Below are 16,520 nucleotides of genomic sequence, written 5' to 3'. Positions count from 1 at the left end.
GAACAATTTAGGTTTTGTTCTTAGTATTTGTCCGGGAAGATTTATAACACACATTATGAAGAAAACATTTTGGAGTTCTAAACCTCAAAACACAGCTTTGCTCGCCTTAGCTTTCCCATTACTGATTTCCCAACTCAATGCCGGAGCAGTACCACTAACCCATACCTTTCAACAGGTGCTACAGAAAGAACATAAAATCATCAGTGCGCGGAAGGTGAGTCCGACTGTGATTGAGGTGTTATTTTCTGACAACCAACGTTTGACTTTAGATTTCTACGGGGATCATATTTTCAGACTTTTCCAGGACAATGCTGGTGGTGTGATGAGAGACCCGGTAGCCAAGCCTGAGGCAAAAATCCTGGTAGAAAATCCAAGAAGGCCAGTTGCAAAGCTAGACCTGAAAGACGAAAACAACCTGATTACGATTGCTACCGACAAGATTTCGGTACAAATAGACAAAAACACAAGCCTGTTAAAAATTGTAAACCTGGGGACCAATGCGGTGGTTCTGGAAGAAGCAGCTCCTGTTCGTTTTGAGAAGAATGAAGTAGTACTAACCTTTAAAGAAAACCCTAAAGAATATTTCTACGGTGGTGGGGTACAGAATGGTCGTTTTTCTCATAAAGGAAAGGCGATTGCTATAGAAAACCAGAACAGCTGGACGGATGGCGGAGTAGCCTCCCCTACGCCTTATTACTGGTCTTCGAACGGTTATGGCCTTTTATGGCATACCTTCAAAAAAGGCAAATATGACTTCGGTGCCAAAGTAAAAGGTACTGTAAAGTTATCACATGATACCGACTACCTGGATGTGTTTTTGATGGCAGGCGATGGCGCAGTTCCGCTTTTAAACGACTTCTATCAGCTGACTGGTAATCCAGTATTGTTACCGAAATTCGGTTTTTACCAGGGGCATTTAAATGCTTATAACCGTGATTTCTGGAAAGCAGATGAAAAAGGAATGCTGTTTGAAGATGGCAAGCACTATAAAGAGAGCCAGAAAGACAATGGTGGCATCAAAGAATCCTTAAACGGAGAAAAAAACAACTACCAGTTTTCTGCACGTGCGGTAATCGATCGTTACAAAAAGAACGACATGCCTTTTGGATGGCTGCTTCCAAATGATGGTTATGGTGCTGGATACGGCCAGACAGAAACTTTAGACGGTAACATTCAAAACCTGAAAAGTTTAGGCGATTACGCCCGCAAAAACGGTGTGGAGATTGGCTTATGGACACAATCAGACCTTCACCCTAAACCAGAAGTGAGTGCCTTATTGCAAAGAGACATTTTAAAGGAAGTAAAAGAAGCTGGTGTACGCGTACTGAAAACAGACGTAGCCTGGGTTGGTGCAGGATATTCCTTCGGACTGAATGGGGTGGCTGATGTCGCCCAGATCATGAGCAAATATGGCAATGACGCCAGACCTTTCATCATCTCTTTAGATGGCTGGGCAGGTACACAGCGTTATGCAGGCATCTGGTCCGGTGACCAGACTGGCGGTGTTTGGGAATACATTCGTTTCCATATCCCTACATATTTAGGTGCTGGATTGTCAGGACAGCCGAACATTACTTCCGATGTGGACGGTATTTTTGGCGGTAAAAATATGGCGGTGAACATCAGGGACTTCCAATGGAAAACCTTTACGCCAATGCAATTGAACATGGATGGCTGGGGATCAAATGAAAAGTATCCGCATGCCTTAGGTGAGCCGGCTACTTCGATTAACCGCAACTATTTAAAGCTGAAATCGGAATTGATGCCTTATGCTTACAGCATTGCAAGAACAGCAGTAACAGGATTACCGATGATCAGAGCAATGTTCCTCGAATATCCGAATGCTTATACTCAAGGTAAGGCCACACAATACCAGTTTTTATACGGTCCGAATTTCTTAATCGCTCCAATTTATCAGGCTACAAAATCTGATGAGAAAGGCAATGACATTCGCAATGGCATTTACTTACCTGAAGGTTCATGGATTGATTATTTCTCTGGAGAGAAGTATGCAGGAAATAGCATCATCAACAGCTTTGCAGCGCCAATCTGGAAACTGCCAGTATTCGTAAAGAATGGCGCCATTATTCCTTTGACCAACCCGAACAACAACGTTACGGAAATCAATAAAGGAAACCGTATTTATGAGATTTATCCTGCTGGAAAAAGCTCATTTACAGAATACGATGATGATGGAACTACGGAACAATACAAACTGGGTAAAGGTACTTCCAGCTTAATTGAGTCGGAAGTAGACAAAAAGAACCGTGCGATCGTGACGATCCACCCTGTCACAGGTGACTTCGATGGTTTCGTAAAAACGAAAACGACAGAACTTAGAATCAACGTTTCTCAAAAACCTAAGAAGGTATTGGTAAAAGTAGGCCAGAATAAAATCAAGTTAACTGAAGTAACTTCGATGGCTGACTTCTTAAGTAAAGAGAATGTATATTTCTATGATGCAGCTCCAAACTTAAATAAATTTGCGACTAAAGGAACTGATTTTGAAAAGGTAGCGATCATAAAAAATCCACAGGTGCTGATTAAAGTAAGTGCTACAGACATTACGGCAAATCCGGTTGTGGCAACGATTGAAGGCTTCAAATATGAGCCAGTAGATCAATTGCGCATCTCTACAGGCGCATTAACTGCTCCTGTGAATGCTGTGGTGACTGATAAGAATAAAGAAGCTTATACGTTAAAGCCTACCTGGTCTAAAGTGGAGCATGCAGATTACTATGAGATTGACTTCAATGATATGCATTATACCACCATCAAAGACACTTCATTGTTATTTGATGGCTTAACTGCGGAGACTCCATACGAATTTAAACTGCGTGCGGTAAATAAAGATGGACAGTCTGACTGGACCGCATTTAACGCAACCACCAAGTCTAACCCTTTAGAATTCGCAATTCAAGGTATCGTAGCTAAATCGACAGCCGCGGATCAGGAAGGATCAGAAATCGAGCAGTTGTTCGACTTTGATGAAGGCAATACCTGGCATACGAAATGGGGCGTAAATGCACTGCCATTTGAAATGGTGATGGACTTAAAAACCATCAACCAACTGGATAAATTCCATTACCTTCCTCGTTCAGGAAGAGGAAATGGCATCATCCTGAAAGGTCAGGTATTCTTTAGCAATGACAGAGAAAACTGGACTCCGGCAGGTAATTTTACATGGGCGAACACAGATGAAGTGAAGGTATTTAACTTCCCTACACACCCATCTGCTCGTTACCTAAAAATGGCAGTAACTGAAGGTGTTGGTGGTTTTGGTTCTGGTAGAGAATTATACGTATTCAAAGTTCCTGGAACAGAAAGTTACTTACCTGGAGACATCAACAACGACCGTCTGATTGATAGAAATGACCTGACTTCGTATATGAATTATACTGGTTTAAGACAAGGTGATGGTGATTTCGAAGGTTATATTAGTAACGGTGACATCAACAAAAACGGTCTGATTGATGCTTATGACATTTCATTAGTGGCGACCAGAATTGACGGTGGTGTAAATGATCGTAAAATTGATCAGGTTGCAGGTAAACTGAGCATCAGTGCAGCTAAACCAAGCTATAATAAAGATGAAATCATCGAGGTTAAAGTAAAAGGTACCAACCTTAAATCTGTGAATGCCTTAAGTTTTGCCTTGCCATATAATGCTGCTGATTTCGAATTTGTGAGCATCCAGCCAACCAATGTGAAGCAAATGGAAAACATGACTTACGACAGGCTGCATACCAACGGTAAAAAAGCCCTTTATCCGACCTTTGTGAACTTAGGTCAGAAGGAAGCTTTAAATGGTAGTACAGACTTGTTTATCATCAAGCTGAAAGCCAAACGTAAAGTGAAATTTGACCTGAAAGCCATTGATGGTATTTTGGTTGATAAAAACTTGAACAGCGTTACTTTTTAAGCTGTTGATTTCATAAACAAGCTTAATGAATTAGGCCTCATAATTTTGATTAATAATCAAAGTTCTGAGGCCTTTTTTATAGATCAGGAAATATAATTCGAAGTTGCAACTGAGCCAATCATTGTTTCAGGTTGCAATGCTTTGGTAAAGCTATCTACTATTTAAAAACAGGCTAGTTTGGAATTGCAAGAATAAAGTAGACATTCAGTTAAGCTGCAATATTTTGTTTGTTTAAGTTTCTTCCAAATTCCTCTGGGGACAAGTATCCCAGGGCAGAATGTAGTCTTTTACGGTTGTACCAAGTTTCAATATATTCGAAAACTATGCGGGCTGCTTGCTCTTTGTCAGTAAACTTGTGCTGATATACACATTCAGCTTTAAGTGTCTTGAAGAAGCTCTCTGCCACCGCATTGTCCCAACAATTACCTTTTCTACTCATGCTTCTTATGATCAATGGATTTTTCTCCAACAACCATCGGAATTCATTGCAGGCATATTGAACACCTCGATCAGAATGAAAAATAAGCTCCTGAGTAATCGGTCGTCTTGATTGTGCCATTTTAAAGGCAGGGATTACTGTGTCATATGCTTTCATCGTTGTGCTTAATGCCCAGCCAATGATTTTTCTATCACCTAGATCGATCACCGTTGTCAGATACAGCCAGCCTTGCCTGGTCCTGATATAAGTAATATCGGATACCCATACAGCACCCAATATTCCTGGCTTAAAGTCACGGTCCAATACATTATCCGGCACAGGGAATTTATGGCTAGAGTCTGTCGTAACCTTAAATTTTTTCTTCACAATGCTTCTCAGCTTTGCTTTTCTCATGATTCTGGCAACCCTTGGTCTGGAAATCCTAATCGATTTTTTACGGAGCTCCAGGGTAATTCTGGGACTACCATATATCTTTTTGCTGTTTTCAAAAGCTAGTAAAACCTCTGCTTCAATTACCTGATTTTCAATACTTCTGTTTGATGGACTGCTGATTGTCCATTTGTAAAATCCGGCTCTACTTACTTTAAATACTGAGCACATCTTCCCAACTAAAAACATCCTGCTATGATCCTTTATGAACCCGAATATTTGTTGTCGCCCTTGGAGAAAATGCTGATAGCCTTTTTTAGAATATCGCGCTCCATCTGCGTTTCACGCAGTTCTTTCTTCAATAAAGCCAACTCTTGCTCAGCTGCGCTGAGTATAACCTTCCCATTTCCAGGAAAACTACTGCCTTGTTTGCTGGAGAATTCCTTCCGCCAACGGTACAACAACGCCGAACTGATATCTAGTTCTTTGGCCAGTGCACTCAAATCTGTGCGGGTATTACTCAGTTCAACGCTCATCACCTTGAACTCTTTCGGATATGTTTTTCTTTCTCTTGACATAATTTCTGTTAAGTTATCAAATTCACTTAACTTGCTGTCTACTTAAAGGTAGCAACTCCAATACCGTGTTATTGTAGGATTCTTAATCAAATTACAAACACATTAACGTTCTCCTTATAGTTAATCTATATCTTTTCACCTTCCAAAAAAACACCTCACCCATCCAAGTTTCATACTACTGACAGTCAACAAAATACAGATAAAAAAAACAGCAATAAAACACTATTAAAATGCTTTTACAGTTTTTATACTAGAATATCGTTGACGTAATCATGGGGTTCATTAACGTAAGGAGATGCCGTGTTCACGTAACTAAGAGTTACAAAAGATTAAATAACAGCATTTTTGAAGAAAATAAAAAACATGAAAAAAATAATATCGCTCTCATTAGCGTTAATTTGCTTTCTATATTCCTGCAAAAAGGAAGATGGCCAACAAAACATTAATTCTTTAAAAAGAATAACGAACGAAAACAATCAATTTAGTGATCTCGATGAGCCCATCTTTTCGATCACAAAAAAAGCTGAGAAAACAATGTCAGTGGCCACAGCCAATAATACTTCTGGATGTGTATCTAAGTTACATACGCAATCTCAAGCCTTTGATAAATTAAGCGTATTAGATCCCACCTCTGACATATTATTTGTGGGCTCTCTTTTAGATGCTAATAGTATCCAAACAGGGCAATATACACCAGTTTTCCTTCCCTCAGACTATGTTCGTAAGCCAGTGACATTTTCTGTTTCAATTGAGGGCTCTACCGGAGCGATTGCAAAGACTATTATTCCTCAGCTTAGCTCTTTCAGAGAAGCGATGCAGGAAATAACCAATTCACCTACAGTTGGTCAGCAACCAGCTAGTTTTACCTTTCAAGTCACCAAAGTAAGATCTAAAAAGGAAATAGAGATGATCATTGGTGCTAACTTAAGCATAGGCTCATTCTTTACCACTATCGCTGACTACAATGAAAATAAGGTTAGTAATAAAAACTATTATATGTTAAAGATTTTCCAAAAGTTTTTCACTGTTGATATCGATATCCCGCAGGATGGAAATCTCTTCAATAAACCAGTTGATTATGATTCAAGTCTTGCCCCAACCTATGTATCCAGTATAGATTATGGAAGAAGTGCTTATCTTCTGGTAGAAAGCTCTTATGACTCCGTTCGAGTTAAAAAGTCTCTAACAGCCACTTTTGATTTTTGGAAAATCAATGGCGGAGGAAATATAAGCCAAGAATACAAAGAAGTAACAGATGAAATGACAATTAGTGGAACTGCAATTGGAGGTTCATCTACCTTGGCTTCGCAAACAATTAATGGGCTACAATCATTTCATGATTATGTGACTAAAAGCGGGAATTTAACGACCGATTCAAGAGGCGCTATTATTGCTTATAGATTACGAAATGCTAAAAATCATAATATTTATCAAACATATATTAATGGTGATTATTATACATCGGATTGTACTTCACAGTTAGTACCTATATACCGGTATTTTAACTTTACCTATGCAGATCACTATTACCCAACTGTTTATCGTGATTATGGTCCTTGGATTTTTGAAAGAATTGAAGGATATTTTTATAAAGAACAAATGCCGGGAACTATACCTTTATACGAATATTTCAACAATAAAACTACGGATCATTATTACACAACCAATGCTCGTAATTATGGCGACTATTCTTATGAAGGAATCTCCGGGTATTTTTATAAAGAGCAGTTTCCTGGTACAGTACCTTTATACGAATACTTTAGCCATGGATCAGGTGATCATTTCTACACCACTGATTCTGGCAGTTATGGCGGCTATACTCCTGAAGGAATTGTAGGGTATATCTATAAAACAAAGCCATAATAAGGATCCGTTTGGCCATTCTAGTGATTAGCATTGGTTGAAAAGTGCATTGGATATTAACTCCAATGCACTTTTCTGTGTTAATTTATGCTAGAAACTGAGGCATTGAATTGAACTCATTCTATCTTTTCATTGAAAGTAAAATCAATATATTCCACACAAATCAAATTGTAATTAGAAACCACCGGATACTTCATAGAAAAATTAACTTAGTTTTCACGCAATTTATTTAAGTGCATTTTATACAATTCCGCACAGGCCAACGCATCGCTTAAAGCATCATGATGGTTCAATGGAATCCGATATTCCTGACATAAAGAAGCTAACTTTTGTTTATAAATTTTATAGGTACACTGTTTCTCATAAATCGGCTGTGCGATCTGGTAATAATCCAAAGTCTGCGCCAGACAGCTGAAATCAAAAGCACCATTGTGCGCCACTACCGTTTGTCCGTCAATAAATGAAGAAATTTCCCTCCATACTGCTGAAAAATTCGGAGATCTGCGCGTGCGTTCAGGAGTGATTCCATGCACTTCAATATTCCTGTAGAAATAAATATTATCTGGTGGACAAACCAAGCGGTTAATGGTTTCTTTAACGATTCCATTTTCAACGCGTACCAGTCCTACCTGACAAATACTCCAGCGTTTACCATGAGCAGTTTCAAAATCAATTGCTGTAAAATTGTGTTCCATAATTTGCGGTCTTAATGATCAGATGGAGTATTGCTGACCTTAAAAGATTTCTCTCCAAATATAGGTTCAATATTTAGCCATTTTCCTAAGGCCTCATCGTTTTCAACAAAAAAACCTAACTTCCTACATTCAAATTGGCTTTCCGACCTTTATCAACCCATTAATAAAAGAATGAAGATACCAGCGCTTTGTACGATCTTAACTTTTCTATTGATACCCGTCTTTGCTCAGCAAGTACGAAACATCCCCGGTCCGGCGAATTTCAAACGCTTGAAATCTGAATCTGGATCATTTTCCTACTGGCTGCAGCACCTAAAGCTTAAGAAAGATCCTACAGTATATCTTTATAATGGTCAGAAAAAACGGAATCAGCAGGCACAGTATGCGGTCATAGACATCAGCATTGGGACAAAGGATTTACAGCAATGTGCCGATGCGGCGATCCGCCTTTACGCAGAATGGCAATATTCAAAAAAACAATACTCAAACATCATGTTCCTGGCTACTGATGGTACGCCTATGGACTATGCTTCCTGGCGAAAAGGCTATCGATTTACACTGCAGGAAAAAAAATTGAAGAAGGTAAAATCCAGGGGTATTTCTGAGCAGCGAATTGATTTTGAGGACTACCTGCAAACCGTATTTACCTACGCCGGTACCTTATCCTTAAGCAAACAACTGAAACGGGTTACTTCTCCAGATGATATTCTTCCCGGGGACGTATTTCTGCAAGGAGGATCGCCCGGTCATGCGGTCATTGTAATGGATTTAGCGATAAATACTGCCGGGGAACGGCGTTTCCTATTAGCACAAAGCTATATGCCTGCTCAAAATATTCATATCCTTAAGAATCCTAGATCCATTATCCCTTGGTATAGCAATAAATTCCGGACGGAGCTGGTCACACCAGAATGGGTTTTCAAGGCAGGAACGCTGTATCGCTGGCCTTAAACTTCATTAACCAGCGTTCATTTAAATTCAATACCAGGTCTTTTCTATACAAAAAAAGGGTCCAGAATTATCTTAAATTCTGGACCCTTCTAAATGCTTGATTAGAATCCGTATCTCAAACCAATTTGAAATTGGTATGGATTACCTGAAGGATTCACGATACCAGAATTATTCACTTTGTAATTGAATGATTTTGTTGCTGAATCATAGTTTGGAATTGCAGGGATTGCAGGAGTAGTAGGTGTAGCTTTTACCTCTGCTTTTCCGTTTAAAGCATACAATGACTGATTACCCATCGACTCATTTACTCCCCATTTTTTATTCAGTAAGTTGGCAAAGTTGAAGATATCGCAGGAAACATCAATTGCATGTGACTTATACACTTTAAATTTCTTGCTTACTCTAACATCTACCACACCAAAGAATTCATTCACACCACCATTACGCTGTGCAATTTTACCAGAGTATTCCATAATATAATCTTTTAAGCTTTGGCTGGCAAGCGGGTTATCTAATATGGCTTGCAGACCAGTACGAACATTCTGAGGAACAGCCTGGTTGTTTCTGTCGAAAACATAAGCTAAATCATTGCTAGGTACAAAATCACCATTGTTGTTCACCCCAGATAAAAGGCTGTAACGTGTACCGCCAATTCCAGAATAGCGAACACCAACCGTCACACCATAAAAAGTTGGCAATGTACCATAGATGACAACTTTACTTCTGAACTGACCGTCAGAATAAGTCATGTGACTTAAATCTCTTGGATCATCTTTTACAGGCAGAGATAAAGTTGCAGAGTTTGCTACGTTACCATTGTAAGAAGTATTGTCTTTTGCATCATTCCACGTATAACTAGCAGAGATTTCACCGTCTTTAAAATATTTCCATGTGGCATCAAGCACTACTGCAAATTGGTTTACTTTACCTTCACTGTTTAGTTCCAGTACGCGGCCAAATTTATTACTGATACGTCCTTCTTTCCAGTCTGGGGAACCATTGCTTGGGATCTCAGGTACAAATACACCACGATTATCTTCATTAGGCAGGGTAAAGAATGGTTTTGCAACCATGTTTCTGTCAACATACATATAGTTATGACGACCTAAACTTGCATAACCAGTAATCCCAACTTTTAATCTGTCGCTGATCAGTTTACTGTAGGACAAGTTGGCTTTATAAACTACAGGTATTTTAGCATCTGGCCCATAAGTATTGATAGTTGGCAATTGTAACGATGCTAACGTAGGCGCAGTTGCGCTACCGTTTCTGTAGCCAATAAAATCTGGTCTAGGCACATTGTTATTGATCACATCAACCGTTGCCAAATGCTTTCCATCAAACGTTAAGTTATTTATGGTTACATAGTTGTTTACGTCAGATCCGAATATACCTGCTCCAAAACGAAGAAAATCTGTTCTGTTTTCATTGATATCCCAATTGAACTGAACTCTTGGCTGGATTAAAAATTGTTTCAGTTTATTATCAGTTCTTACTCCCACCTCCTGCAGCAAAGTTTCATTCAGTGGTGATGTTGGATAAGAGCTGTAATCTAAACGTAAACCACCAACAAAATCAAGTCCGCGGGCTAATTTAGTTTGCATCTGTCCATACACTGCTGTATTCCAGATTCCTGCTTTCACTGTTGGATCTGCCACTAAAGGTACTTCACGATAATATCTGTTTGGAAGCAGGTTCGCAAAATTCTCCAGTGAAGTACCAGCATCATTGTTAGTATATTCAAATCTTCCATTCACTTCACTTCCATAAAGCGACTTTGCATGGGTATACATGATGTCCACACCAAATGTATATTTTACTTTATCTGTATTATAGTACAGGTTATCCACCAACTGGAAAACATTATTGGTGAAACCTTCTTGTCCAAAACGGTGACCACCAATTTGTATGGCCGTGCTTGCGCTTGTACCATCCGACAATTTAGAAGGGATATTACCTACAACTGCTCTTGGAATTGCAAAGCCAAGTTCATCATTTTGTGTACTCGCCTGGTAAGTATATAAATGCTGTACTTTTAGTTCGTTGGTCAGTTTGCTGCTGATGGTAGAGCGTAAAGTAGCCAATAAACTATTGTCTACGTTTTTATCATTACCATAACTCTCATAAAAGTTAATGGCTGTATTATCCGCCAAACCTAATGGATTTCTGTCGTTGGTGTAGTTATCACGAACAGTTAACAGGTTTTTCTCATTGATTTGCCAGTCGATACGGGCAAAGGCAGCATCAGAACCACGGGTTCTGCCGAATGTACCATATTGAGGTGTATTTGCAACCCCATATTTTGAGCGTGCGATACTTAAGAAATTTTCTAAAGTAGCATCGGTTATTCTAAACCTCATCTCATCTGCCAGGCCGTTAATGTCAGCAATAATTAATGGACGGGAATCTTTCTGATGATCCAATCCTACAAAATAGTGCAATTTATCTTTAATAATTGGTCCGCCTAAAGTAAAGCCATATTGATAAGTAGAGAAGTCATTGTTACGTTTCACCCCTCTGATATCGTAAGGACTCGATAACCAGTCAGCTCTTCCATACATGAAGGCACTCCCGGAAACTGTATTCGTACCGGATTTGGTTACCGCTGTCACAGTACCGCCTCCAGCTCTGCCTAAAGTTACATCATATTGATTGGTCACTACTTTAAATTCGCGAACTGCTTCCATGGAAATGGAATATGGTGCACCACTGCGACTGGTAGTACTTCCTGATGAGGTTGGGTTTTTAGCACTCATCCCATCAATGGTAAAATTAGTTGAAGAAGCCAGCTGTCCTGCAATCCCATTCCCACGACTTAAAGGAGATAAGTCCATTAAGTTAGAGAAGTTACGACCGTTTACAGGCAATTGGTTCATCGTTTTAGCAGAGATTTCTGTCGATGCCCCAAAATTTTGAACCTTGTTTTTCAGGCCAGAAGCCACTACTTCTACCCCTTTCAAATCCTGAGAGGCTTCATGCATCTCGATAGAAACTCTCGCAGCATCACCAAAGTTCAATGAAGTAAGTGTTCTGGTTTGTTCTGCGAAGCCCATAAATGTAGCTGTAATTGAATACGGACCGCCTAAAGGAAGCTCCTGAAAAGTGTATTCTCCTTTAGCATTGGTAGAAGTTCGGCTGCTGAAACCTGTGGAAGTGTTCTTCACCTGAACCGAAACACCGGGAATAGGCTTCTTCTGTTGATCCGTCACAGTACCAAAAATAGAGGCCTGTGTAGTCTGTGCCAAAAGAGGATATTGAACACAAAAAGACAGCAATAACACTGCGAATAGTAGTTTTCTTACCATAATATATTTAAGTTTTTTTTATGGTACGAAGATGTTGCTAGCGTATTAATTGAACTTTGATTCTAAATCAATAAATGATTATGAAATGTGGATTTTATAAGCCAATGTTAAAATAAGAACTACTCCTGAATTAAACAGTAAATAAAAATACGATGATAAAAAACTCCTAATTGCCTGTTCTTATTGTCGTAAATTACCTCATAATAAATTCTTTCATTCCACACGCTTATGCTACAGGAACTTCAAAACTACTATCTGAATCAAAAGAGCCGAACAAAAGTTGTCTGCTGGCTTTACGGAGTATTATTCTTGAGCAAGACAATGAAATTACTGAAACACGGAAATATGGGATGCCCTGCTTCTGCTATAAAAAGAAGATGTTTTGCTATTTGTGGACGGATAAAAAAACGGAGGAACCCTATATCTTGATGGTAGAAGGGAAACATCTGAACCACCCTAAACTGGAAAAAGGTGAGCGTTCCCGGATGAAGATTTTCCGGGTTAATCCAATCAAGGATCTACCGATAAAAACCATCGAAAGCATTTTGCAAAATGCATTGGATCTGTATCGAAGTGGAACAATAACAGCCTGAAGTATCTCCAGGCTGCTAACATAATATTAAAGAATTTTGAAGTTATTGCGCTACTAACTTGAATTTCTGAGCATTCGAAATGTTGGAGGTGTTGATCTGGATTTTTGTGCCGTTTGCTGTTGATCCTCCGTTTACATCCAGAGACTTATTAGTACCGACTAGTGATTTGATATTCAAATAGCCACCACCTGCACTTTCGATAGTCCATTTCTGAGAATTTCCATTATTGTAAGTATATACCTGCACCTTAGTTCCGTCGGCACTTGAACCCGTATATACATCCAATACCTTTGTCGTGTCTGCAACTGATTTGAATACATAAGCACCGCCCACTTTTCTGGCAAGGAACTTTTGATTGTTCGAAGTTGGCGTGTTATTAGACCATAAAGTAACTGGTGTTTCATTCACCGGAGCATAGCTATTGACATCGATCACACTGGTATTATTTACTGCGGAAACTATTTTATAAATCCCACCATTTGTAAGTTCAAAATAATCGGCTAGTGCCTGATCCACCCGATCAGACAAAGTAGATAATGTAACTGCTGGAGGTGTAGATAAAAGCGGCAGGGTATTCGAAACCGTCTTGATGGTTGGGGTGTAACCACCGCTTGACATATAGAACCTGGCCGAATTTAATGGAGATATGCCTTGTTCAAAATCAACCCTTTGGCCCACAGCTCCATCGGTATTACTGTAAGAAACCTTATTCAGGTTCACCCAATTACCGGAAGCACTTTCTTTAGCCCAGGAATTGAAATATTCTGCTTCCCGGCGCATCTGTCCATTTCTATTTCCGAAGTTCTCCAGAAAAGAATAGAATCCATCAAAATACCGCTGGTCTTTTGGCGCGCGCCAAGTGGCGATATAATTCCATGTACTTTGTCCTTCCAGTTTATACCAGGCAGAAAGCAGCACAGAATTGTTGCTTTCCGGCCTTACATTCATGATGAAAGAAACTACCTGATTGGTCTGCCAGTTTGCATTGATATAAGTCTGGCCTCCGGTACCTTCTCCTCCAAATCCATTGCTGGTCACATTCGCTCCCTTAGCAACAAGGCTTACATTATCAGCAGCAGTATGATTCGGATCGTTTTGCGCATCTGCACTGTCCCATACAGAAAACAACACCCTACGCTCTGTTGGCGAATTCGTTTGAATTCCCAGGTAACCTCTATAAAACCCTATCGACATATAGAAAGTATACAGGGGATCTTTGCCTGCCGGTACCAGTACGTCCTGGTAAAGCCAGTTGTAAGATTTAACAGTGCTCGCGGTTGAGCTAAAACTAAGATGCACCGATGGAGAACTTTGATAATTCGTCTGGTTGACTTTTGAATTTGCCTGTAAAGCCCTAAATATCAGGTTATGAATGGTAATGGAATTATTAGGATCAGATAGCGGCTTCAGCTCATAACGATAATAACCCGTTGTTGATGCCACTACTTTGAAAGCAGTACTCAGGTTAACGGTTCCAGTCCCACTTAAAGTAACCAACTGAGTACTTGGTGTTACCCCCAGGCCAGTATAACAAGGAGAGATTTTCACCTCATAATCTAAATTAACTCCGTTGGCAACGGTATTCTCAATTGAAAAATTGTATTCCCCCGCGGTCTGATAGAGGTAATACACGACACTTCGGGATGGGTTGGTCCAGTTCGATATTACCCCGTAATCCTCAGGGTAACCTACTGGAATAGAAACTCCTACTGCATTAGCATTCTGCTCAAATGGTTCTGCATAGGCTTTATTTGCAGGGATCACAAATGTCATGGCATCTGCTGGCACAGTACTGGCTGCCGATTTATTCACGGAAAGTTTAGGTTGCTCATCGAGAACCAGTGTGGATTTCGTACAGGACGAAAATGAGATGCCTAAAGCCACAATCGATAGTGCGGCCATCAAGTTAGCGGCGTAATTTTTTTTGTTCATTGGTTAGGTTTTTAGGTTTGATTAAATGATGGATTAGAACTTTCATTCTCTTAACCTAATTTATCGACAAAGTTGTGTTGTATTGGGAATAATACTGCGCAAACGATTGACTAACAGCTTAATCCAGGATTACATTAACAATTGAAACACTATTTTGAGAAATATCGATCTAAAAATTAAAATTGATCACTGATGCTGAAATACTTACCAGTAAATTTTATCATTACAATTTTGATTTATCTACTTATTAAATGTTTATTTTGGAAATCATCAACGACAATTATAATGTTTAAATTATTAGAAAATTACCTCAGACAAAATGCTGAATTTGATGATGAAAGCCTAAGTTTGATCTTTGGCAAGTTCAAACTTATTAAAACAAAAAGAAATGAGATACTCCTTGATTACAATGAAGTTTGTAAACATCATTATTTTGTAAACAAAGGCTGTATCAGGCTTTATACTGTAAATTCTGCAGGTTTGGAGAGTACACGTTTTTTTGCACTAGAAGGTGGTTTTGGGACTGCATTACCTAGCCTGATCGACCAGCAACCCGCACATGAATATTTACAAACGATTGAAAAATCAGAATTATTAACGATTACAAGAGCTGATTTCTATGATTTAGTGGATCATTTACCACAGTTTGCAAAGATCTACCGTAATATTCTGGAATTGGGATTTATCACCGCACAAAAAAGGATATACGGTTTTCAGGGTTTAAACGCAATGGAAAAAGTAAAATGGATAAATACTTATTATCCTGGTATTTTATTGAGGATTTCTAATAAAATGACAGCCTCTTACCTTGGGATTTCCCCTTCTACGCTAAGCAGGATCAAAACTAAACTTTAAAAACGTTGATATAGGTCAACGTTTTTAAGAAAAGTTCCATCTAGTTTTGTAAAAAAACATGCGATTAGATAGAGCTATAATTTTATCCTTTTTTTTACCCATAGCTGCTTATGGGCAAACTAACAATAGTCAACATGCAGCAGCGCTTCTCCTAAAATCCGATCAACTGACACTTCATACTGCGCTTCAACTTACTGATTTAGCAAGGACAAAAGCAGCTGCTTTAAATAAAGAGGTGGCTATTGCAATACTGGATTCAGGAGGCCAGATCATCATGGTTAGCAGAGGTGACGGAGTGGGTTTTCACAATACAGAAGCTGCCAGGCGCAAAGCATTTACAGCAGTTTCTACAAAAACAACTACACTCACATTATCAAGAAATGCGCGATCTAATCCGGATACAGAAAATTTAGCCAGTTTACCGGAACTTTTACTGCTAGGAGGAGGAGTTCCTATTTATCATAAGGGGAAGGTAATTGGGGCAATCGGTGTAGCTGGAGGCGGCAGTCCGGAGAATGACGATCTGATAGGAAAATCAGCTGGAATCCTAACCGCTGATATTATTGCTAAATAGTGTTTAACTTTTAAAAACGAAATATGAAAAAATTAATTTTAGGTGCCCTACTTATTTTATTAAGTCGTACTACGCATGCACAAGATCCATCCTACCTGCTGTCCAGCCATATTCTTGACATTTCTACAGGACTTCCAGCACCTGGTGTACCTGTAAAACTGGAGAAGTTAAATGAACAGACAAAATTGTGGACTTTAATCGATCAAAAGACTACAGATGAAAATGGAAGGATAAAAAACTTTCTGGAAGAAAAACAGTCTGAAAAAGGAATATACAAACTAACATTTCTAACAGCTGATTATTTTAAACATAAAAACACTGATAGCTTTTATCCCTTTATTGAAGTTGTGTTTCAAATCAAAGACAGCAAACACTACCATGTGCCAATCACCTTGTCGCCCTATGGTTACAGCACTTATAGAGGAAACTAAAAATAGCCTCCAT

12 protein-coding genes are annotated in these 16,520 nt (G+C 39.2%); 7 read left to right on the top strand and 5 right to left on the bottom strand.

Annotated elements, in window-relative coordinates; translation table 11 throughout:
• Positions 1 to 55: 55 nt before the first annotated feature.
• Positions 56 to 3,922 (top strand): TIM-barrel domain-containing protein, encoded by a 3,867-nt coding sequence (locus K7X70_RS07310; protein WP_222536418.1) that lies wholly within the window; start codon positions 56 to 58, stop codon positions 3,920 to 3,922.
• Positions 3,923 to 4,130: 208 nt separating this feature from the next.
• On the opposite strand, the gene K7X70_RS07305 is transcribed toward K7X70_RS07310, so the two are convergent.
• Together K7X70_RS07305 and K7X70_RS07300 are read right to left on the bottom strand one after the other, a co-directional pair.
• Entirely contained in the window at positions 4,131 to 4,997 is an 867-nt protein-coding gene (locus K7X70_RS07305; RefSeq protein ID WP_368388460.1) for an IS3 family transposase, read from the bottom strand.
• Positions 4,994 to 5,308: a transposase gene (locus tag K7X70_RS07300; RefSeq protein WP_222536417.1), complete on the bottom strand. Its 315-nt coding sequence runs from the start codon at positions 5,306 to 5,308 to the stop codon at positions 4,994 to 4,996. The genes K7X70_RS07305 and K7X70_RS07300 overlap by 4 nt, the downstream gene beginning before the upstream one ends.
• 363 nt (positions 5,309 to 5,671) lie before the next feature.
• Between K7X70_RS07300 and K7X70_RS07295 the strand changes: the two genes are divergently transcribed.
• Complete coding sequence (locus K7X70_RS07295) at positions 5,672 to 7,171, top strand: thiol-activated cytolysin family protein (protein ID WP_222536416.1); 1,500 nt, start codon at positions 5,672 to 5,674, stop codon at positions 7,169 to 7,171.
• Between the two features lie 209 nt (positions 7,172 to 7,380).
• Here the strand turns inward: K7X70_RS07295 and K7X70_RS07290 are convergent, their stop codons facing one another.
• The gene (locus K7X70_RS07290; protein WP_222536415.1) at positions 7,381 to 7,866 is read right to left on the bottom strand and encodes a 3'-5' exonuclease; all 486 of its coding nucleotides are present in this window, start codon (positions 7,864 to 7,866) and stop codon (positions 7,381 to 7,383) included.
• 171 nt (positions 7,867 to 8,037) lie between these two features.
• Between K7X70_RS07290 and K7X70_RS07285 the strand changes: the two genes are divergently transcribed.
• Positions 8,038 to 8,817: a DUF4846 domain-containing protein gene (locus K7X70_RS07285; protein WP_222536414.1), complete on the top strand. Its 780-nt coding sequence runs from the start codon at positions 8,038 to 8,040 to the stop codon at positions 8,815 to 8,817.
• 101 nt (positions 8,818 to 8,918) lie between these two features.
• Here K7X70_RS07285 and K7X70_RS07280 read toward each other — a convergent pair whose 3' ends face one another.
• Positions 8,919 to 12,122 carry a TonB-dependent receptor gene (locus K7X70_RS07280; RefSeq protein WP_222536413.1) on the bottom strand — a complete coding sequence of 1,068 codons (3,204 nt, stop codon included), beginning with the start codon at positions 12,120 to 12,122 and terminating at the stop codon, positions 8,919 to 8,921.
• A 170-nt stretch (positions 12,123 to 12,292) separates the two neighbouring features.
• On the opposite strand from K7X70_RS07280, the gene K7X70_RS07275 reads away from it, so the two are divergent.
• Positions 12,293 to 12,715 (top strand): DUF1801 domain-containing protein, encoded by a 423-nt coding sequence (locus tag K7X70_RS07275; protein ID WP_255606956.1) that lies wholly within the window; start codon positions 12,293 to 12,295, stop codon positions 12,713 to 12,715.
• Between the two features lie 42 nt (positions 12,716 to 12,757).
• Here K7X70_RS07275 and K7X70_RS07270 read toward each other — a convergent pair whose 3' ends face one another.
• Complete coding sequence (locus K7X70_RS07270) at positions 12,758 to 14,647, bottom strand: DUF3472 domain-containing protein (RefSeq protein WP_255606955.1); 1,890 nt, start codon at positions 14,645 to 14,647, stop codon at positions 12,758 to 12,760.
• 285 nt (positions 14,648 to 14,932) lie between these two features.
• Here K7X70_RS07270 and K7X70_RS07265 point away from each other — a divergent pair, with 285 nt between their 5' ends.
• Genes K7X70_RS07265 through uraH form a run of 3 tightly spaced genes read left to right on the top strand, consistent with a single transcriptional unit; the run spans position 14,933 to position 16,507 of the window.
• The gene (locus K7X70_RS07265) at positions 14,933 to 15,502 is read left to right on the top strand and encodes a Crp/Fnr family transcriptional regulator (protein ID WP_222536412.1); all 570 of its coding nucleotides are present in this window, start codon (positions 14,933 to 14,935) and stop codon (positions 15,500 to 15,502) included.
• A 58-nt stretch (positions 15,503 to 15,560) separates the two neighbouring features.
• Positions 15,561 to 16,076 carry a heme-binding protein gene (locus tag K7X70_RS07260; RefSeq protein WP_222536411.1) on the top strand — a complete coding sequence of 172 codons (516 nt, stop codon included), beginning with the start codon at positions 15,561 to 15,563 and terminating at the stop codon, positions 16,074 to 16,076.
• A 23-nt stretch (positions 16,077 to 16,099) separates the two neighbouring features.
• Entirely contained in the window at positions 16,100 to 16,507 is a 408-nt protein-coding gene (uraH, locus tag K7X70_RS07255) for a hydroxyisourate hydrolase (RefSeq protein WP_222536410.1), read from the top strand.
• Positions 16,508 to 16,520: the final 13 nt, after the last annotated feature.

The organism is Pedobacter polysacchareus (genome assembly GCF_019802255.1).
Classification (GTDB): domain Bacteria; phylum Bacteroidota; class Bacteroidia; order Sphingobacteriales; family Sphingobacteriaceae; genus Pedobacter; species Pedobacter polysacchareus.
This window is presented reverse-complemented; position numbering and strand designations above follow the sequence as displayed.